Raw genomic sequence first — 18,256 nt, forward strand, 5'->3', positions numbered from 1 at the left:
GGAGCCATTCGACGTTCAGTCTTGCGCGACCCGCCCGGAAATGCTTCGAACCGGCTGCAATCTATAACTGTTGTGGCTGAGTGCATCATGGCTTGCCTGATCGGCGCCTGCGCACATCGCGGCCGATTTCGGGAGCGGCAACATGCAGGACCCATTCAGGCGCGCCACGCTGGGGGCGGGCGTCTTCTACCGCGATCCGACCGCCGCGCTGGACTGGCTCGAACGGGCATTCGGTTTTGAGCGTCATACCGTGGTGCGGGACAGGGACGGTGAACTCGTTCACTCCGAAATGCGCATCGGGGATGCCTGTATCATCGTCGATTCCGAATGGTCTTCCCATGTCGCCAGCCCGGCCTCGGTGGGTGCGAAGAACACGCAGGCTCTCTACATCAAGCTCAAGGGCGGGCTCGACGATCATTGCGAGCACGCCCGACAGGCCGGCGCAGAGATCTTGCAGGAGCCGGAAGACCAGATCTACGGCGACCGCACCTATCGCGCACGCGATCCCGAGGGACATGTCTGGACATTCATCCAGCCTGTCCGATCCGTTTCGCGCGAGGAGGTTCAGAACCTGACAGGCTGGTCCATTGAGGGCTGGCACGGGGAGTAGGTGTGTGATGGGAGTAGTGAAGCCAGAGCGATGGCGGAGAGTGAAACGCCGGCGGCTGCATGCTTGTTACGGAGTTGTGTAGTTCGTCCCTGAGGAACCGGAAGTTTGTCATGAGCCGGAGAACTCCACGCTAGCATGGTTCCTTACGCGAATTTGCTCACCGTAAATCAACGCGCTGGCGCCTGCCTGCATCCTCTTGAAATCGATGGTGAGACGGAGCCGCTTGTTTGAAGATTGCAACAAGTGTAGCCTTTTGGGGTGCCAATGGGTGGATTTTTGTGAGGTACACGATGGTTCGGAATATGCTTGTCGTTGCAGCAGCCGCCTTTGCCATAGCTGGCTGCACCACCACAGAGCGGGACGTTGGCGTGGGAGCCACAGCAGGTGCTGTTGTCGGCGGATTGGCCGACGGTGGTCGAGGAGCGCTTATTGGCGCCGGCGCAGGGGCGTTGGGCGGTCTTCTCGTTCGAAACCTTCGCAATGGATATTGCGAGTATCGCGGTCGCGACGGTCGGATCTACAGGGCCCGGTGCCGTAAGTAGTTCCCGATCCGATTTTACAGGATTTCGACGTGGCGGAATTAGACGTCCGACAGAATTTTCTGTCGGACGCGCCGCAATCCCCGAGGCATCGACAATCGTTCGTGCCCAGGGAACTTCATTGTTCGGCCCGGTGACGCTTTCGCTGGGCCTTAGACAGTTATGAATTGACGCACTTCATTTTCGTGATCTTTTGCGGCGATGTTCGGCGTTGCCGTTTTCTCACCGCAGGCTGATCTCTGCTGGTTTCGCACCATTTTTCTGTCCTTAGTCCTCTGGCTTTTACTTTGACAGCCTGATTGTCTCCTTCTGGAGAAGGACAGGTGGCTGCTCCATCTCTGTCATCCCATGAGTACTGGCGGCTGCCCGAAAGCTGGCGTTCCGAGCGTAGACGGCAACCGGAGAACCCCATTCCTTGTCGTAATAGTCGAGGAACTCCGGCGCCGCACCTGACCAGCTACAGCGTGGTTCACCATCGGCTCATGTGAAGAGCTTTGGCATCGTTCAGGCTTTCAAGAAGTCAAGCGCGGGTGTTGTCTTCTTGACGTCGACTTCGGTGATCTCGGCAACGACGACATTGTGCTCTACGAACGGATCGGTATTGATACGCCTCTCGATCTCTTCGCGGCTTTCTCCTGTCGCCAGAATCGCGCCGCCGCCTTCCGGTGTCAGGGAGCCCACACATTGAAAGATGCCGTCGCCGAAACCCTGAGCGATCCATTCGTTGTGGGCCGGCATGAAATCCGAGGCGGCTGATTTGTTTTCGGAGAAGCGGAGATAGATGATGAACACTGTTGTCTAGTCTTTCGTTGAGGTTTGAACGGGAAGTCGGTCAAGCCACGCCTCCAGCGCGGAGACTTCCGCCCTGAGGAATGCCTCATCCTTGAGGGCGGAGACCATCACTGCGATGCCTTGCGAGCGGGCGAGAACATGCAACGCCAGAGCATCGGCATCATCCTTATGCCCGAGCGCCCTGAACTGATCCGCAAGCCAGTCGCGAAACAGGCCGAAAATCTCTGCGGCGCGCGATTCTGCGATGTGATCCAGCTTGGCCAACTCGGTCGTTAGCGTCCCGACCGGGCATCCGAATGCCATGATCTTGGTCCGATTGGTGATGAGGATACGGATGAAAGACCGTATTCGGTCTTTCGGTGCGGCGTCCGTTTCCCAGGCCTCGAGCAGTGTCTGTGTTGCTGCCAGGCGACGGTCAATGACCGCGTCGAGAATATCGTCCTTGGACTTGAAGTGGTGGTAGAAATTGCCGCGGGAGATGCCGACCGCTCCCGCAATGTCCGCAAAGGATGTCGCCTCGAAACCTGCCTCGTAGAAGAGGGCATCGGCCTTTTCTTCGATACGTTTGCGAGTGGCTGATGGTGACATGGAGGCCCCTGAAGAGTCGCTATAGCCAAGATTAGGACAAACGTCCTAATCTGTCAAACGTGAACTCCGAAAGCGGCCGTCGTGCATCGCGCAGCATTCGGTAGCATGGGCTCAGAGCGGTCGCTGGGCCGTACACCAGCAATCCGAATGGCTGCTGTCACAATGGCGGGTTGGAGCCCGGAGTGCGTGATGCTGCGCAGCCGCTGAATGTCGGCTTTCTTCAAGACCGCCGTCCCATCGCGGCCTATCGTTGTGGTCGCATTGTTGGAGACACCTCACATGATCTTTCGCTACACGATTCTCTACGTGGATGACGTCTCGTCGTCGCTCGACTTCTTCGTAAAGGCTTTTGGGTTCGAACGCGGCTTCCTTCACGAAAGCGGCGATTACGGCGAGCTGCTAACAGGGGAAACCAAACTGGCTTTCTCCTCAAGAACCCTCATGCGTCAGTTGGACAAGGACCCGGCGCTGCCGAGACCGGACGCCCCGACGTTCGAGATCGCATTCGAGACGGAGGATGTGGCTGGCACCCTGCAAAGGGCGCTCGACGCGGGGGCCACGCTCATTCAGGACGCGCGCGATGAACCATGGGGGCAGACAACGTCATACGTGGCGGACCCGAATGGGTATCTGATCGAAATCTGCACAGCAGTACAGTTGCCGGGTTGAGGCCATGATGGAGGAGTCAGAGAAAGCCAAAATTGTCGCTCAGTTGAAAGCTGTTGTCGCAACGGTCGAGCCGGAGGCGGCCTTTATCGCGAAATATGGGGGAACCATGGTCGAGAGCGTTCCCGGGCAGCCCAAATCGCAGTTCTGCGGGATTTTCGCCTACAAGGACCACGTTTCCCTAGAGTTCACCAACGGCGCGCAGCTGGCTGATCCGGAAAAGGTGCTAGAAGGCGGCGGAAAGCACCGGCGTCACATCAAGCTCGCCAGCCTCGCCGACATCGTGGACAAGCGATGCGGGCATTTCCTACGTCAGGCCCGCGATCTCCAAGCCGATTTCCAATGACCAGTTGCCAAGCCCGGGTTGCGCCAGATCGGCAATGGCAGCAGGGTTCCGGCGGAGTTGGACGGGCGTCCAGCCGAACCACCGCACGAACTCTCGCGTCATGTGGGCCTGGTCGCTATAGCCGTAGTGTGCCGCGATCTCGGCAAGCGGAACACGACATGGCAGGGCCTGAACCGCCCGCCGGGCCCGACCCAGCTGACGCCAGAAGGCCGGGGTTGGAAGCGACAGGTGCCTGAACCGACGTTGCAGGGTTCTTTCCGATACGCCCTGTTGCCGGGCCAGGCGATGAACGCTGTTGCCCGGCAAGCAAAGGGCATCGATGATTTCCGAAATCTCTTGGTCATGCCGCGTGAGGGCTTCGATCTCTGTATCAAGGTTCGACACGTCACGGTCCGCGATCTCGAATTCGGCAAGGTCTAGCGTGGTGCCAGGCCGCAGCCGATATCCAGTCAGGCAGGTTCCTGCGTCGAGCCTGACCAACCTTGGCGCGAAGTCCCAGTCAGTGACTTGAAGAACCTCGCTTCCCGCCCTGCCGCAGGACAAGACAAGCAGATCGACACAACCATCTGGAAGAACCACCGAGACTTCGTTGGCCCCGACTGCGTAGGTCCAGCGATGAACGCAGGGGGGGGTAGCTTGGGTCAATGCGGGCATGACAGTCAAAGTAAACGAATAGCTGCCGCTGATCCAGAGCGAAGCAACGGCTGGTTCGTCCGCATGACAGTCATTGGGGGCTGCTGGCAGGTGGCTTTGTCACGAATGCCGGCTATTTGACCTCGCGGAAAAACGTTGAACGATGCCGGTCGAGTTTCGCGGCGTTGTGGTCAACGCTAATGCCGGCCATCCGCCAGCGGGCAATCTTGCGGCGGTCATCCAAATCGAGTTGGGAGTAGGTGCGCTTCATGGTGTTTCCTTGCATACGATAACCGATTGATATCGCTGCAAAGTCGCACTTCAAGATAGAACGCACCGGTTATAGTTTCTTGTCAAAGCTGAATAGGGGCGGGACATGTCTGGCCGGATAGAAATGCGACACTCGTGAACTGCCGCTTGCTCGGACGGTCAGCCCCCTGACGGGCTGGCTGGTCAGGGTTGCAAAGCCCGACAGGGGGCGGATGAGGGGCGACCCTTTGGCTTTAGCTCTGACAGCGCTAAAACAATCAAACATGGATTTTGCCAACGGCAGCTTAGCACCCGTTTCGGTCGTTCGGGGTTGTGTGCTTGAATGGCAACTTTGAGCCCGGAGTGGTCATTTGCACAGGACCGTCGCAGGTCAATCAAAGTCCGACATCTTCAACGCTCCTTGTCTAAGTAAGTGCTGGATGACGTAGGAGACGGAAAGGGCATCATCCAATGCATCGTGGCCACGTAGCGGCGGGCATTCAAGTTGATAATAGCTGGCAAGTCGATTGCTCGGCGTTTTCTTCATATCCTCGTATGGCATTCCGGCCCTGAGAAGAATTTGACAGGCGTTACCAAACTGCGTTGCAGGAATAGGAGGCACCAGGCCTTCGACAAAGCAGCTGATCGCAACCATGTTGAATTCGTCCTTTCCCCAAGACCAGAGCTTTTTCCCGGAGGCAAACTCCCTGGTTTTCTCAAGGGCTTGCTCCAGAGAAGTTCCTTCCCGCTCAATGTCGTCTTCCGCAATGCCTGTCAGTTTCGTGAAGAAAGGATCAAGCACGTAGCGGTCTCCTTGGCGGCTTCGTGGTATCACATGGAGACGCAGCGTATCTAAGATGGGGAAGTCGGCTTCCAGCCCGATCTTCACGATCCCGATCTGCGCAACGACAGGGTCGGGATCATACGGCCCACACCAGAACCGGGACGGCGAACCTTCTGCGGTGAGAAATTCGCAATCAAAAACCAAGGTATGTCTCAAGCAGCCATCCTCCTAGCAATCAGGGGAAATCCTGTTCTCTGGCGGCGGTGCCGGCAACGGCAGCCAGGTCCGCATAGCAGACATTGGTGCAGCCTATCTTTAATGGCAGCAATCCAACTCCGCATTCGATCACTCCGCTGCGTCCATCCGTTCAATCGCTTTCTTGCTTTTGGCATTGACCTCCGGATCACTCACAAAATCCGTCCGCCGTCCCGGCTTTGTCCCGCGCTTCTGGTATCCGTTGGCTGTGCTGCCGTCCCGAATGCCGAACATATGATCCTTCTGGCCGGTGCGCCGTGGAGCGCTCTTGCTGCGCTGCTGTTGCCGCTTGGCCTGCGTCTCGGCGACTACCGCCAAAATGTCGTCCAGGCGCTTGTTCTCCACGACTTGCGACCTATGAACCGATCGCAGCGTATCGAAAGTTCTGTAGGGCAGGGTGATGCCTTCATGCATGATCTCAAGCCTGCCATCGGGATAGTCGCAAACGATAACCTTCTGCCCGGCAAGCTTCTTCGTATGGGTGGTCGGATCGAGGATGAAGATCACCTTGTCGTAGCGCAAGGTGAGGGATTGTGAGAGTGTGCGGACTTCCTTGCGGCACATGGCTCCGTCCAGATTCTCATGCTCGGCAAGAACACGGTGCATGTTCTTCGGATTGCGCGGCTCCTTGCCGAACCGCCGATTGAAATCCGCCATGAATGCAGGCGCAAAAGCATTTGCGTCGTCAAGCGTGCTGATGCCACGCAACCGCAACTCCTTGACCAATCGATCCTGCAATGTCCTGTTCGCCCGTTCGACGCGGCCTTTGGCTTGCGGCGTGTTCGCGCAGATGATGTCGATGTTGAGCTCGTAAAGTGCGCGGCCGAATTGCGTCAGACCGCTGGTTCGGTCCTTCTCGGATGCGTGCGTGGAGCGGAAAACGCCATGCTTGTCGCTGTAAAAGGCAATCGGTTTGCCCCATTCTTCCAGATAGGTCTTCGTCGCCTGAAGATAATCGAACGTGTTCTCGGACGGTGCAAAGCGCAGGTGAAGCAGCTTGCCGGTCGCATCATCAATATAGACGAGCAGGGCGCATTTTGGCCCCCGGTTCTCGAACCACCAGTGGTGCGATCCATCGATCTGAACCAGTTCGCTCAAACAATCACGCCGAGCGCGCGGCTGGTAGATGCGCTGCTTGCGTTCGCGCCGTGAGGTCCAGATTCCGGCGCCCGTCATCCATTGCCGCAGGGTCTCTTTGCCAACGGCAATCCGATGCAGCTCAATCAGCTTCTCGCGCGCCAGCGTGGGGCCAAAATCGTGATAGCGCTCGCGTATCAGATCAAGCACAGCGTTGCGGAACTCATCGCTATGACGCCGGTTGCTGGGCCGACCGCGCTTCCTCGAAACAAGACCAATAGCACCATCACGATCATAAGCCTGCAACAAGCGATGCATATGGCTTCGGCTCAGGGACAGCATCTCTGCTGCCTGAACGACACTCAACCTTCGATCCTTGATCTTTTGAACAGCTTCCAGCCGGTTCAGTTCTTTTTGCGACATGGTCATCAAACAAGACATGGCGGCTCCATCAGCATGTGGCCTCAGAGCACAGTCTTCCTTCCAGCGTTGAACTTGACCAGCTAGAAGGGCGAAAACTGTCGCATCTCTAACGGGCCCAACTGTCGCATTACTAAATGGCTGCTATATCAAATGATCGCATAACATACATTATGGAACCAATCTAACCCTCCGAGCGCTCCGGTGGTGCGATGAGTGAACCGGCGGTGTAGACGAGGATCGAAAGTCCCACCGCGCCCAGCGCCGCGATGCCGAGGAAGATGATCACATCTATCGGCCCGCCGAGATCCGACAGGCTGGATTTCGTCACCCACAGCACCAGCGCCACCGCCGCCACCGCGCCGAACGGCATGGAAAGCTGCGCCCACAGGAACTTCTTCATGGAAACCGAGCGGTCGCGGATCAGCACATAGATATAGGCCAGCGTGATCACCACGGCCGCCACAACCAGAAACCAGAACAGACCGCGTCCGAACATTTCTTCGAACACCGCGATCATCGTGCCAAATGTAAGGTCTTTCATGATCCTGTCCTCTCAGGCTTCGCCGCGCAGCATCGCGTTGTAGGTCGGCTTGAGCGCCAGCTCCTTCATCAGCCAGCTGATCCATAATTCTTCCAGCGGCGCGATGATGCCCGGGAAGGATGGAACGAGATTGTTCTGATAGTCGAACTCGACCAGCATCGCCCGGCCCACGCGGGTGATCATCGGGCATGAGGTGTAACCATTGTAGCTTGCCGTGCCTTCGTTCCCCGCAATGGCCGCGACCAGATGATCCTCGACCACCGGCACCTGCCATTTCACGCTGGCTGCGGTCTTTCCCTTGGGCACGCCGGCCACATCGCCCAGCGCGAAAACATCGGGATAGCGCAGGTGGCGCAGCGTCTGCATGTCCACCTCGACCCAGCCCTGATCGGTCCATTTGTCCGCCCAGGAAAGGCCCGACTGGCGCACCACATCGGGCGCGCGCTGCGGCGGGATCACGTGGAGATAGTCGTAACCAAGCTCCTTCTCGCCCTCCGGCGTGTCGAAGGTGGCGATCCGGCGGCCGGCGTCCACACGCTTCAGCACATGCGAGAGCGCCGGCGCGATGCCGCGATCCTGAAACAGCATGCGCACCTTTTCGGCCACGATGGGCACACCGAATAGCGCCTGCGAATTGTTGGCGTAGATGATCTCCGTCTTGCCGGCATTGCCGTTGGTTCTGGCAATGTCGTCGATGAGGAAGGTGTGCTTGAGCGGCGCGCCCGCGCATTTCATTTCGGTGGCGGGCCGTGTGAACACGCCGACACCGCCCTCCTCGGTGAATTTCGAGGCCGCAGCCCAGGTCCGCGCGGCATAGTCCGGTCCCGCATAAAGCGCGCCGATGCCGTTTTCGCCGACCATGTCGAGCGAGAACCCCTCGATGGCGTCGTGATCCAGAACCAGGCCCGGTGCCACAACGAGGAAATCATAGCGGACCGTCTGGCCGCCGCTGGTCGTGACCGTGCGGGCTTCCGGGTCGATTTCCGTGGCGGCCTCGGCAATCCAGTCGATGCCGTCCGGCAGCCAGTGCGCCGTCGAGGAGACGACGTAATCTGCCGGTTTCAGCCCGGCTGCAACGAGGGAGAGCCCCGGCTGATAAAGATGCCGCTCGCTTGGATCGACGATGGTGATCTTCGCGCCATCGAGCCTGCGCACCAGGCGGTTGGCGAGCGATGTGCCAGCGGCCCCTGCCCCGATGATCACGATGGAAGCGGATGTTTTCACGGTCTGGGCCGGCGCGGTGTGGGCGGATGCGCCAAGAAGGGCGCCGGCGGCGGAAAGAGTGATGAACTGGCGTCTGTTCAAGGTCAGAGCCTCCCTGCTTGTCGTGGCCTGCGGGATACTTCATCCGGAGCCACATTCATTGCGATGGATAAGACAATAGACGGCTATTTTCCTTGATTAAGATCAAGCGGGGTGATGCAATACTGTCGACGCGCAGATCTTGCATCCTGTCGACAGGAATGGAATGCCCTTGATCTGCATCAACGACTTTCAGTCGGTTTCGGCTGAAGGTCAGAGGCAATGGCAGCAGCAGGAAACAGGCTCGATGATCATTCGCTCCCTGACAGAAGAAGAATGCGTCGCGGTGCTGGATCGCAACCGGCTCGGCCGGCTTGCCTGCGCCCGGGATGGCGAGCCCTATCTGGCGACGATCCACTATGTGCATGCGCAGGGCAGCCTTTATGCCTTCTCGCTTCCCGGTCGCAAGATCGATTTCATGCGCGCCAATCCGCGTGTTTCGATGCTGATTGAGGAGAAGGACGAGAAGGGCTGGCGCAGCGTGGTCGTTAATGGCCGTTTCGAGGAACTGCCAAACGAGATCGGCCACAAGAAGCAGCGTGAGCAGGCGTGGCAATTGCTGAGCCAGCACGAAAACTGGTGGCTGCCTGGCGGTCTGAAGCCGGTTCTTCCCGTCACGACGAAACAGCCGCACCTGTTCTTCCGCATTGGGGTCGAGGAAATGTCGGGCCGGCTGGCCGACCGTGAGGCGGAGTAGAGCCATGGCGCAGCCTTCCGCCTTGATCCAGAACAAGGCGGAAGGGCCGGACAGGGACCATACTTGATTGCATTCAACGGTTTTGGGAGAGCGACGATGTCTTACAAGACAATACTCTGTGTGATCTCTGCCAGTCAGGGCGACAATGACCTGAAGCAGGCGCTGACGCTTTGCGAGCAGAACGAGTCTCATCTGGCCGTTCAGGTGCTCGGCATCGCCGCTCCACCGCCGGTTGGCACCTATGCCGCCACCGTTTCGGAAACCTGGGCCGTCGAGCGCCAGGCAGATATCGAGCGCCTCAGCCAGCGGGTGAAAGAGGTCAATGATATCATCGCCAGGGCGCAGGTTTCGGCGGATGTCGACAGTGTTTTCGTGGAGCGGACCGTGGTGGACGATGTGGTCGGCCGCCGGGCGCGCTATGCGGATCTCGCCGTCATTGGAGCGGATCTCAGAAACAACGAGGATCTGCGCGGCCCGGTGCTGAACGGCCTGTTCTTCCATGCCCAGATTCCCGCCATGATCTTCCCGGACGACAGGCCCATGGCGCTCGTCGCGAGCAACATCATGATTGCCTGGGATTGCCGTCTGGAGGCATCGCGGGCCGTGCATGAGGCAAGGCCCCTGCTCGCGGCTGCCGGCAATGTCCATGTGGTGATGATCGACCCCGAGGCCGGCGAGCGCGCGGATGGCGAAGAACCGGGCGCGGATCTTGCGACTTATCTGGCCCGCCTGGGTGCGAAAGTGACCGTGGAGCGCGTCACCAGTTCCGGCCGCAGCGTCGCCGAAACGCTTCAGCGGCGCGCGCAGGACATGCAGGCCGATCTTGTGGTCATGGGCGCTTACGGGCATTCGCGGCTGCGCGAACGCATTTTCGGCGGCGTCACGCGGTCGATGGTCGAAGAACCGGCAGTGCCGGTCTTCATGGCGCGCTGAGCGCGGGGCACGCTGAATGGGGGCACGCTGAACGAGAGGCGCGCCAAACCGACGAAAGGGAAACGTCTGCAATGTCGATCACACCCGAACAGTGCCGCGCGGCGCGGGCCATGACCCGCGTTTCCAGAGAGGTGCTGGCCAATGCCGCGAATGTGCCGATCTTCGTGATCGAGCAATATGAGCAGATGCTGTCGGAACCGGATGATGCGCAGCTTGAAAGCATCGAGACGGCGCTTGAGACGCTTGGCGCGGAGTTCATCGATGAAGACAGATATGGCGGCGCAGGTGTGCGCCTTCGGTTCGATGCGACCCTTTCCAGAAGCATGTCCGACTGGGAAAGCGAAGGCGGCCGCGCCGCCGACAATGACGTGCCCTGAGGGCCTTCTTCAGGAGAGAACGCCCTGCTCGCGCAGCATACCGATCTCGGCGCGGATCGTGTCGATGAAGGCGTTTTCGATGCGGCTCAGCGGGCGGTCTTCGTGATGGAAGATCGCCATTTCCCATGGGATGGAGGGCTTTAGCGGCCGCTCGATCACATCGTCGCCCGAAGGCAGAAGACTGCTGAACGGATCGACGATGGCAATGCCGACGCCACGCCGCACGAGGCCGTGCACCGCGCGCAGAGTGCGCGCCTCCGCCGCGATCTGGCGCTGCGCGCCGGCGGTCTGCATCATGTAGTCGACGCGGGTGCGCAGCGGGCTGCCGATCGCCAGCTCCACAAACACTTCGCGCCGCAAATCTTCAATCTGCACCACATCCCTGCCCGCCAGCCTGTGCCCTTTCGGGATCAGGCAGCGCGCCTCGCAGGCCCCCAGGTTAATCAGGCTCGCGCCATAGGGGCTCGCATCCAGCGTGATGCCGACGCCCAGATCGCAGCTTCCCTCGTTGAACATGCGCAGAAGCTCTTCAAGGCCCGTATCGACGATCTTCACCGCCACGTCCGGATGCGTCTGCTTGAAGCGCGCGACGACATCCAGCAGGAACGTGTCCACATAGATCGGCTGTGCAGCCACCACGATGCGCCCCACCTGCCGGTTGGCGATGGCGCGCGCTTCGCGCTCAAGCTCCTGAAACGCGGTCAGTGAACGCGAGACATTTGTGTGGAACAGGATCGCCTCATGGGTCGGCATGAGCTGGTTGCGTTTGCGCACGAACAGGGGAAAGCCAATCGTCTCCTCCAACTGGCCGAGAAGGCGGCTCACCATGGGCTGGCTGATCTTCAGCGCCGCTGCCGCGCGCGTCGCGGAACCATGGCTCATGAAGGCGTCGAACGCCTCGAGCTGCTTCAGGTTCATCTGCGCATCCTCAATAGTCACTATTAATAATAGTAATACTAACAGGCATAATTTGCGAAATAAAGCATACTGTGCAAAAAAAGCGTGCGCTCGGTCCATCCGGGCGAATGGCTTCACTCTCCCAGGGAGGACCCTGCATGAAATCTGTACTGAAAAACATTGTGGCTGCTGCCGCTCTCGTTCTCGCAGCCGGCACGGCGCACGCGGGCGATTATCCGGAAAAGGCCGTGACCATCGTTGCGCCTTATGGCGCAGGCGGCGCTTCGGACATGGCGGCGCGCGCATTGGCCGAGACCGCCCGTGATTATCTCGGCGACCAGCCGGTTGTCGTGGTCAACAAGCCGGGCAATGGCGGCATGATCGGCGCTCGTTTCGTTTCCGAGATCGAGCCGGACGGTTACACGCTTCTTCTCGCCCGCGTCGGCATGGCGCTCTACCCGGCGGTTCAGGAAAGCTCCCCGGTCGGTTGGGATGGCTACACCTTCCTCGGTTCGCTCGAAGCAACCCCGATGATCCTCGCCGTGGCGGAAAACTCCCCCTACAAGTCGGCTGAAGAGCTCATCGCGGCGATGAAGGCCGAGCCGGGCGCCCTCACCTATGGCGCATCCGGCGCGACCGCCATTGACGGCTTCACCGTTCAGGCGCTGCTGGCCGACAATGAACTCGACCCGCTGACGGCAGCGACCCTCGTGCCCTACAAGGGCGGCGGCGCTCTCGCGACCGCGCTTCTGGGCGGCCATGTGGATTTCCTCGCCATCGCGGCCGGTTCGCTGATGCCGCACATCGAGTCCGGCAAGATGCGCGCTCTGATGGTCTACGCACCGTCGCGCATGGACACGCTGCCTGACGTCCCGACCGCAGCCGAGCTCGGCTTCGACAAGGCTGGCCAGATCACCGGCTGGAGCGCACTCTACGGCCCGAAGGATCTGCCGGAAGAGGTCGTGACCCGCTGGCAGGAAACCCTCAACAAGGTTGGCGAGGACGAGACCTGGCTTGAGCTGGCCAAGCGCCGCGGCTCCATCTCCACGGCTGGCAAGGAAGACATGCCTGCCTATGCCAAGTCGCAGTACGAGCTGTTCAACGGGCTCGCCCGCGAGTTCGGCTACATTCAGTAAGCCAACTTAAGAACCAGGAGGACGCGGCATGCTGAACAAGGGAATGCTCCGGGGCTTTTTGATCGCCCTTTTCTTCGGCGTGGTGCTTTTTGCACTGATCCCGATCCACGTGCCGCGTCCTTCCTTCATTCCAGGCTTCGCGCCCCCGCCAGACATGTGGCCGCGCACCGTCTCGATTCTGGGCCTCGCGCTCGGCATTCTGGCGATGGTGCTTGTAGCTCTCAGCGGCGGGCGCGCAGCTCCGGAAGAGGCGGAATATTCGCCTGCCTCGCCTGCGGAATGGCGCAACCGGCTGATCCGGCTCGCGCTGGCGCTCGCCGCATTTGCAGGCTTCGTCTTTCTTGCGCCGCGCCTCGGTTTTCTGCCGTCATCGATGCTGCTGGCGCTCGCTGCCTTCATTCTCGCCGGAGCTTCGTCGCGCTGGGTCGCAGTGCTTGCGCTGGCCGTCCTGCTGCCGCTCGGCCTGCAGCTCTTCTTCGGTAATGTAACGCACACGCCCTTCCCTCAGGGGAGCTGGGGCATCTTCCCCACCTTCAACTGAGAACGCCACCAGGACCGCTCAACACATGTGGAACGATCTTCTTTTCGCATTCGAATCCGTCGCCACGCTGGCCAATGTGCTGGCCATGGGCGCGGGCATCCTGGCCGGTGTGATCATCGGCGCCATTCCGGGCATGACCGGCACCATGGCGGTGACGCTCGCCCTGCCCTTCACCTTCTATCTGTCGCCCGTCACCAGCATTCTTTTGCTCGTTGCGCTCTACAAGGGCAGCACCTATGGCGCGTCGATCTCGGCGATCCTCATCAAGACGCCGGGCACGGCGTCCGCCGCCTGTACGGTGCTTGATGGCTGGCCGCTGGCCCAGAAGGGCAAGGCCGGCAAGGCGCTCAACATGGCGCTCATCTCGTCCTGTATCGGCGATTTCCTGTCCAACATTTCGCTGATCTTCCTCGCGGCCCCGCTGGCGCTTCTGGCGCTGCGCGTTGGTCCGCCGGAATATTTCATGCTGATGGCCTTCGCGCTGACCATGGTCGCCTCCATTTCCGGCGGCTCGCTGCTGCTCGGCGTCGTGTCGGCCTGTTTCGGTCTGCTTCTGGCAACCGTCGGCGAGGACATGTACGGCTCGTTCCGCTTCGCCATGACCGAGGACATGAAGGGTGGCCTTTCCGTGGCACCCGTTCTGATCGGTCTGTTCGCCCTGCCCGAGCTTCTGCGTCTCATCGTTTTCCGCGAGGAAAACCATGGCCAGGCCATGAAACTTGGCGACAACCGGCTGACGCTGGCGGAATTCCGCGGCTCGGTGAAATCCATCATCCGCGGCAGCTTCATCGGTGTGATCATGGGCGCCATTCCGGGCATCGGGCCGTCGGCCGCCGCCTTCTTCTCCTATGGTGAGGCGCGTCGCTCCTCCCCCAACAGCGAGAATTTCGGCAAGGGCGAGCTGGAGGGCATCGCGGCTTCTGAATCGGCCAACAATGGCTGCTGCGGCGCGACCATGATCCCGCTTCTGGCGCTCGGCGTTCCCGGAGACGTGATCACCGGCGTCATGCTCGGCGCGTTCATGATCCAGGGCCTCACGCCCGGCCCGCTTCTGTTCCAGAACAATCTGAACGAGGTCTACATGCTGTTCATCGGCATGATGTTCTCCTCGGTCCTGCTGTTCGGCGCGGGCAAGCTGACGGTGCGCTTCTTCTCGCACATCGCGTCGATCCCGCAGGTGCTTCTGACGCCTGTGGTCCTGATGCTGTGCGTCTATGGCATCTATTCGATTTCCAGCAACATGTTCGACGTCACCGTCCTGCTCATCATGGGCGTTGTCGGCTTCATCATGCTGCTTTTGAACATCCCCCCGGCGCCGTTCCTGATCGCCTTCATTCTGGGGCCGATGTTCGAGGACAATCTGCGCCGCGCGCTGGCCATTTCGCGCGGTGACCCGTCCGTCTTCTTCCAGTCCGCCATTTCCTGGATTTTCGCAGGTCTGATCGTGTTCTTCGTCGGCCTGACGATCCGCCGGGAGTGGCAAAAATACCGAGAGAACCGTGCTGCACAGAATGCCTGAGGCCGAAAAGTCCACCATGTCACTGCTTGAGAATGCCAAGAGCCACCTGAAGGATCTGGTCGCCTTCGATACGACGAGCCGCTACTCGAACCGGCCGCTCATCGACCACATGGCGGCGTTCCTGCGGGAATACGGCATCGAGCCGGTCATACTGCTGGACGAGACGGGCGAGAAGGCAAACCTGATCGCCCGCATCGGCCCTGCAGACGTTCCCGGCGTCGTGCTGTCCGGCCACACCGATGTGGTGCCGGCGCTGGAAAAGGGCTGGACTTCCGGTCCGTTCGACCTGACCGAGCGCGACGGAAAGCTCTATGGCCGCGGAAGCTGCGACATGAAGGGCTTCGCCGCCTGTGTCATGGCGATGGTGCCGCAGCTGGCAGCCGCGAAGCTGGAAAGGCCCGTCTGGCTCTGCTTCTCCCATGACGAGGAAGTGGGCTGCCTCGGTGCGCCGGCCATCGCCGAATGGCTGGCCGCGCTCGACGTTCCGCCCATGCTGGCGATCATCGGCGAGCCGACCGACATGACGCTGGTGACCGGTCAGAAGGGCAAGATCGCCATGCGCTGCCATGTGCATGGCACGTCCGGCCACTCCTCCTTCGCGCCTGATCACGTCAACGCCATCGACTATGCGGCGCGCATCGTTTCGATGATCGCCGAACGCGGCGAGCAGATCGGCGAGGAAGGCCCCTTCGACCGCGATTTCACGGTGCCGCATTCGACCATGCTGGCGACCATGATTTCCGGCGGCGTCGCCACCAATGTGACGCCGGATCTGTGCAGCTTCAACTTCGAGATTCGCAGCCTGCCGACCCATGATGCGCGGGCCGAACTGGAATCTCTGAAAAAGCGCGCAAACGAAGAAATTTTGCCGAAAATGCAGGCGAAATGCGCCGAAACCGGCATCGAATGGGAAGAAATTTTCGCCTATCCGGCGATGGGCGACAGCACGTCGACCGACGGCTTCGCCTTCTTCCGCGACATCATGCCGGAGTGGTCGGGCAAGGTGTCCTACGGTTCGGAAGGCGGTGTGTTCGAGACCATCGGCGGCATCCCTTCGGTGATTGTCGGCCCCGGCTCGATTCGCCAGGCGCACAAGCCCGACGAATTCGTTGCAATCGAACAGCTGGACCTTTGCCTCGATTTTCTCGGCAAGGTCGCCTGGAAGGTCACCGAACCGGCCTGACCGAAGCATTCCGGCCCGGCCGCTCATCGCGGCCGGGCCTCCCCTGACGCGGAGTTCTGCACAACCGCGTCAGCCTGCTTGACAAGCAGCACCGCCTTCGCCCACCCTAAAGCCTCACCTGGGGGGTCCCGCCAAGGGGCTGAGATTCTGCTGGCATGGTTTTCCATGCAGCGCAGTGACCCGATGAACCTGATCCAGTTCATACTGGCGTAGGGATGGTGCACGCTTGGCGGGTCACAGGCTTATCGCGGCCGAAAACCGTTTCCGTACAGGAACGTCACAGCTCTTCCTCCTCTCGGCACGAACTGGGTCTCCATTGCTGAACGAGCAGAGGAGGCTCTGAACCCATGGACGCATTTGCCCCGACCGTAACCACCGGCCCGTTGCCGGCGTCGCGCAAGGTCTACAAACCCGGAACGCTTCACCCCGAGATTCGCGTGCCCATGCGCGAAATCGCGGTGCACCCGAGCGCCGGCGAACCGCCGGTGACCGTCTACGATTCCTCCGGCCCATACTCTGATCCCGACATGCTGATCGAGATCGACAGGGGCCTGCCGCGCATCCGCGAAGCCTGGGTAAAGGCGCGCGGCGACGTGGAAGCCTATGAGGGACGCCACGTCAAACCGGAAGACAATGGTTTTGCCACCGGCGACCGGCTGACGCCGGAATTTCCCATTCGCCATCAGCCGCTGAAAGCGAAGGACGGCACGGCCGTCACGCAGCTCGCCTATGCGCGCGCCGGCATCATCACGCCGGAGATGGAATTCATCGCCATCCGCGAAAACCTCGGACGCGCGCAGGCCAAGGCCGCGCTTGCCCGCGACGGCGAGAGTTTTGGTGCATCGATCCCCGATTTCGTGACGCCGGAATTCGTGCGTGACGAGGTGGCGCGCGGCCGGGCCGTGATCCCCTGCAACATCAACCACCCGGAAGCCGAGCCGATGATCATCGGCCGCAACTTCCTTGTGAAGATCAACGCCAATATCGGCAATTCCGCCGTCACCTCCTCCATGGCAGAGGAAGTGGAAAAGATGGTGTGGGCGACGCGCTGGGGCGGCGATACGGTGATGGACCTGTCGACCGGCCGCAACATTCACAACATCCGCGAATGGATCATCCGCAATTCGCCCGTGCCGATCGGCACCGTGCCGATCTATCAGGCGCTGGAAAAGGTGAACGGCATTGCCGAAGACCTGAACTGGGAGGTGTTCCGCGACACGCTGATCGAACAGGCTGAACAGGGCGTCGACTATTTCACCATCCATGCGGGTGTGCGCCTGCACTACATTCCGCTGACGGTCGACCGTGTCACGGGCATCGTTTCGCGCGGCGGCTCGATCATGGCCAAGTGGTGCCTGCACCATCACAAGGAGAGCTTTCTCTACCAGAACTTTGCGGAAATCTGCGACATCTGCCGCGCCTATGACGTGTCGTTCTCGCTGGGCGACGGCCTGCGGCCCGGCTCCATCGCCGACGCCAATGACGCAGCCCAGTTTGCCGAGCTGGAAACGCTGGGCGAACTGACGAAGATCGCCTGGGAGAAGGACTGCCAGGTCATCATCGAAGGCCCCGGTCATGTGCCCATGCACAAGATCAAGGAAAACATGGACAAGCAGCTCGAGGTCTGTGGCGAGGCCCCGTTCTATACGCTTGGGCCGCTCACCACGGACATTGCGCCGGGCTATGACCACATCACGAGCGGCATCGGCGCGGCGATGATCGGCTGGTATGGCACGGCCATGCTCTGCTACGTCACGCCGAAAGAGCATCTGGGCCTGCCTGACCGCGATGACGTGAAGACAGGCGTCATCACCTACAAGATCGCGGCGCATGCGGCGGACCTCGCCAAGGGGCATCCGGCGGCGAAGATCCGCGATGATGCGCTTTCGCGGGCGCGCTTCGAGTTCCGCTGGGAGGATCAGTTCAACCTCTCGCTGGACCCGGAAACGGCGCGTAATTTCCATGATCAGACCCTGCCGAAGGAAGCGCACAAGGTGGCGCATTTCTGCTCCATGTGCGGCCCGAAATTCTGCTCCATGCGCATTTCCCACGACATCCGCGCCGAGGCGCAGAAGGAGGGGATGGCGAAGATGGCGGAGAAGTTCCGCGAGGGCGGCGATCTCTACATGCCGCTCGACCAGGTGGCGGCGGAGAACGGGGACTGACCC

Annotated in this window: 20 protein-coding genes, 1 pseudogene and 1 riboswitch; of the genes and pseudogenes, 12 read left to right on the forward strand and 9 right to left on the reverse strand. The window is 60.6% G+C overall.

Annotated features, from left to right (window positions below):
- Positions 1-142 precede the first annotated feature (142 nt).
- Positions 143-610, forward strand: coding sequence for a VOC family protein (locus ACRTG1_RS00175; RefSeq protein WP_317088415.1), 468 nt, complete (start codon positions 143-145; stop codon positions 608-610).
- Positions 611-912: 302 nt separating this feature from the next.
- Positions 913-1,152 (forward strand): YMGG-like glycine zipper-containing protein, encoded by a 240-nt coding sequence (locus tag ACRTG1_RS00180; RefSeq protein WP_113157161.1) that lies wholly within the window; start codon positions 913-915, stop codon positions 1,150-1,152.
- A gap of 501 nt (positions 1,153-1,653) precedes the next feature.
- On the opposite strand, the gene ACRTG1_RS00185 is transcribed toward ACRTG1_RS00180, so the two are convergent.
- Both ACRTG1_RS00185 and ACRTG1_RS00190 read right to left on the reverse strand, forming a co-directional pair.
- A complete protein-coding gene (locus tag ACRTG1_RS00185) occupies positions 1,654-1,941 on the reverse strand; it encodes a YciI family protein (RefSeq protein ID WP_206546459.1) in 288 nt (95 codons plus the stop codon).
- 6 nt (positions 1,942-1,947) lie between these two features.
- A complete protein-coding gene (locus tag ACRTG1_RS00190; RefSeq protein ID WP_432515497.1) occupies positions 1,948-2,529 on the reverse strand; it encodes a TetR/AcrR family transcriptional regulator in 582 nt (193 codons plus the stop codon).
- A gap of 279 nt (positions 2,530-2,808) precedes the next feature.
- Here ACRTG1_RS00190 and ACRTG1_RS00195 point away from each other — a divergent pair, with 279 nt between their 5' ends.
- Together ACRTG1_RS00195 and ACRTG1_RS00200 are read left to right on the forward strand one after the other, a co-directional pair.
- Positions 2,809-3,198, forward strand: a complete 390-nt coding sequence (locus tag ACRTG1_RS00195) for a VOC family protein (protein WP_206546457.1) — start codon at positions 2,809-2,811, stop codon at positions 3,196-3,198.
- Positions 3,199-3,205: 7 nt separating this feature from the next.
- Entirely contained in the window at positions 3,206-3,541 is a 336-nt protein-coding gene (locus ACRTG1_RS00200; protein WP_432515498.1) for a DUF1801 domain-containing protein, read from the forward strand.
- Here the strand turns inward: ACRTG1_RS00200 and ACRTG1_RS00205 are convergent.
- From ACRTG1_RS00205 to ACRTG1_RS00230, 6 genes and pseudogenes are all read right to left on the reverse strand, one after another.
- Positions 3,503-4,021, reverse strand: a complete 519-nt coding sequence (locus ACRTG1_RS00205; RefSeq protein ID WP_206546455.1) for a helix-turn-helix domain-containing protein — start codon at positions 4,019-4,021, stop codon at positions 3,503-3,505. The two genes, ACRTG1_RS00200 and ACRTG1_RS00205, sit on opposite strands and share 39 nt — an antisense overlap.
- Before the next feature lie 289 nt (positions 4,022-4,310).
- Positions 4,311-4,445: pseudogene (locus ACRTG1_RS00210) on the reverse strand (helix-turn-helix domain-containing protein); the annotation flags it as partial.
- Between the two features lie 369 nt (positions 4,446-4,814).
- Positions 4,815-5,423: an exonuclease gene (locus tag ACRTG1_RS00215; RefSeq protein ID WP_206996251.1), complete on the reverse strand. Its 609-nt coding sequence runs from the start codon at positions 5,421-5,423 to the stop codon at positions 4,815-4,817.
- A 129-nt stretch (positions 5,424-5,552) separates the two neighbouring features.
- Positions 5,553-6,980 carry an ISNCY family transposase gene (locus ACRTG1_RS00220; RefSeq protein ID WP_432515499.1) on the reverse strand — a complete coding sequence of 476 codons (1,428 nt, stop codon included), beginning with the start codon at positions 6,978-6,980 and terminating at the stop codon, positions 5,553-5,555.
- Between the two features lie 163 nt (positions 6,981-7,143).
- Positions 7,144-7,503, reverse strand: coding sequence for a DUF5368 domain-containing protein (locus ACRTG1_RS00225; protein WP_113157044.1), 360 nt, complete (start codon positions 7,501-7,503; stop codon positions 7,144-7,146).
- Positions 7,504-7,515: 12 nt separating this feature from the next.
- Complete coding sequence (locus ACRTG1_RS00230; RefSeq protein ID WP_206553088.1) at positions 7,516-8,808, reverse strand: NAD(P)/FAD-dependent oxidoreductase; 1,293 nt, start codon at positions 8,806-8,808, stop codon at positions 7,516-7,518.
- Positions 8,809-9,052: 244 nt separating this feature from the next.
- Between ACRTG1_RS00230 and ACRTG1_RS00235 the strand changes: the two genes are divergently transcribed.
- The 3 genes from ACRTG1_RS00235 (at position 9,053) to ACRTG1_RS00245 (ending at position 10,812) form a co-directional block, all read left to right on the forward strand.
- A complete protein-coding gene (locus tag ACRTG1_RS00235; protein ID WP_206995926.1) occupies positions 9,053-9,502 on the forward strand; it encodes a pyridoxamine 5'-phosphate oxidase family protein in 450 nt (149 codons plus the stop codon).
- A gap of 96 nt (positions 9,503-9,598) precedes the next feature.
- On the forward strand, positions 9,599-10,435 hold the full coding sequence (locus ACRTG1_RS00240; protein WP_432515500.1) for a universal stress protein: 837 nt from the start codon (positions 9,599-9,601) through the stop codon (positions 10,433-10,435).
- A 71-nt stretch (positions 10,436-10,506) separates the two neighbouring features.
- The gene (locus ACRTG1_RS00245; RefSeq protein ID WP_113157040.1) at positions 10,507-10,812 is read left to right on the forward strand and encodes an XRE family transcriptional regulator; all 306 of its coding nucleotides are present in this window, start codon (positions 10,507-10,509) and stop codon (positions 10,810-10,812) included.
- 9 nt (positions 10,813-10,821) lie between these two features.
- Here ACRTG1_RS00245 and ACRTG1_RS00250 read toward each other — a convergent pair whose 3' ends face one another.
- A complete protein-coding gene (locus ACRTG1_RS00250) occupies positions 10,822-11,730 on the reverse strand; it encodes a LysR substrate-binding domain-containing protein (protein WP_113157039.1) in 909 nt (302 codons plus the stop codon).
- Positions 11,731-11,867: 137 nt separating this feature from the next.
- On the opposite strand from ACRTG1_RS00250, the gene ACRTG1_RS00255 reads away from it, so the two are divergent.
- From ACRTG1_RS00255 to thiC, 5 genes are all read left to right on the forward strand, one after another.
- Entirely contained in the window at positions 11,868-12,845 is a 978-nt protein-coding gene (locus ACRTG1_RS00255) for a Bug family tripartite tricarboxylate transporter substrate binding protein (protein ID WP_113157038.1), read from the forward strand.
- 28 nt (positions 12,846-12,873) lie between these two features.
- Positions 12,874-13,386 carry a tripartite tricarboxylate transporter TctB family protein gene (locus ACRTG1_RS00260; protein ID WP_206546451.1) on the forward strand — a complete coding sequence of 171 codons (513 nt, stop codon included), beginning with the start codon at positions 12,874-12,876 and terminating at the stop codon, positions 13,384-13,386.
- A gap of 25 nt (positions 13,387-13,411) precedes the next feature.
- The gene (locus ACRTG1_RS00265; protein ID WP_206546450.1) at positions 13,412-14,905 is read left to right on the forward strand and encodes a tripartite tricarboxylate transporter permease; all 1,494 of its coding nucleotides are present in this window, start codon (positions 13,412-13,414) and stop codon (positions 14,903-14,905) included.
- Positions 14,898-16,088: an acetylornithine deacetylase gene (gene argE / locus ACRTG1_RS00270; RefSeq protein ID WP_432515501.1), complete on the forward strand. Its 1,191-nt coding sequence runs from the start codon at positions 14,898-14,900 to the stop codon at positions 16,086-16,088. Before ACRTG1_RS00265 ends, argE begins: the two co-directional genes overlap by 8 nt.
- Before the next feature lie 109 nt (positions 16,089-16,197).
- Positions 16,198-16,322: riboswitch (TPP riboswitch) on the forward strand.
- 113 nt (positions 16,323-16,435) lie between these two features.
- A complete protein-coding gene (gene thiC, locus ACRTG1_RS00275; RefSeq protein ID WP_432515502.1) occupies positions 16,436-18,253 on the forward strand; it encodes a phosphomethylpyrimidine synthase ThiC in 1,818 nt (605 codons plus the stop codon).
- Positions 18,254-18,256: the final 3 nt, after the last annotated feature.

It is taken from the genome of Nitratireductor sp. PBL-C9 (genome assembly GCF_050877045.1).
Lineage (GTDB): Bacteria > Pseudomonadota > Alphaproteobacteria > Rhizobiales > Rhizobiaceae > Nitratireductor > Nitratireductor aquimarinus.

Coding starts and splice junctions, on each gene's coding strand:
- ACRTG1_RS00175 (WP_317088415.1), top strand. CDS start 143: ATGCAGGACCCATTCAGGCGCGCCACGCTGGGGGCGGGCGTCTTCTAC.
- ACRTG1_RS00180 (WP_113157161.1), top strand. CDS start 913: ATGCTTGTCGTTGCAGCAGCCGCCTTTGCCATAGCTGGCTGCACCACC.
- ACRTG1_RS00190 (WP_432515497.1), bottom strand. CDS start 2,529: ATGTCACCATCAGCCACTCGCAAACGTATCGAAGAAAAGGCCGATGCC.
- ACRTG1_RS00195 (WP_206546457.1), top strand. CDS start 2,809: ATGATCTTTCGCTACACGATTCTCTACGTGGATGACGTCTCGTCGTCG.
- ACRTG1_RS00200 (WP_432515498.1), top strand. CDS start 3,206: ATGGAGGAGTCAGAGAAAGCCAAAATTGTCGCTCAGTTGAAAGCTGTT.
- ACRTG1_RS00220 (WP_432515499.1), bottom strand. CDS start 6,980: ATGTCTTGTTTGATGACCATGTCGCAAAAAGAACTGAACCGGCTGGAA.
- ACRTG1_RS00225 (WP_113157044.1), bottom strand. CDS start 7,503: ATGAAAGACCTTACATTTGGCACGATGATCGCGGTGTTCGAAGAAATG.
- ACRTG1_RS00235 (WP_206995926.1), top strand. CDS start 9,053: ATGATCATTCGCTCCCTGACAGAAGAAGAATGCGTCGCGGTGCTGGAT.
- ACRTG1_RS00240 (WP_432515500.1), top strand. CDS start 9,599: ATGTCTTACAAGACAATACTCTGTGTGATCTCTGCCAGTCAGGGCGAC.
- ACRTG1_RS00245 (WP_113157040.1), top strand. CDS start 10,507: ATGTCGATCACACCCGAACAGTGCCGCGCGGCGCGGGCCATGACCCGC.
- ACRTG1_RS00250 (WP_113157039.1), bottom strand. CDS start 11,730: ATGAACCTGAAGCAGCTCGAGGCGTTCGACGCCTTCATGAGCCATGGT.
- ACRTG1_RS00255 (WP_113157038.1), top strand. CDS start 11,868: ATGAAATCTGTACTGAAAAACATTGTGGCTGCTGCCGCTCTCGTTCTC.
- ACRTG1_RS00260 (WP_206546451.1), top strand. CDS start 12,874: ATGCTGAACAAGGGAATGCTCCGGGGCTTTTTGATCGCCCTTTTCTTC.
- ACRTG1_RS00265 (WP_206546450.1), top strand. CDS start 13,412: ATGTGGAACGATCTTCTTTTCGCATTCGAATCCGTCGCCACGCTGGCC.
- argE (WP_432515501.1), top strand. CDS start 14,898: ATGCCTGAGGCCGAAAAGTCCACCATGTCACTGCTTGAGAATGCCAAG.
- thiC (WP_432515502.1), top strand. CDS start 16,436: ATGGACGCATTTGCCCCGACCGTAACCACCGGCCCGTTGCCGGCGTCG.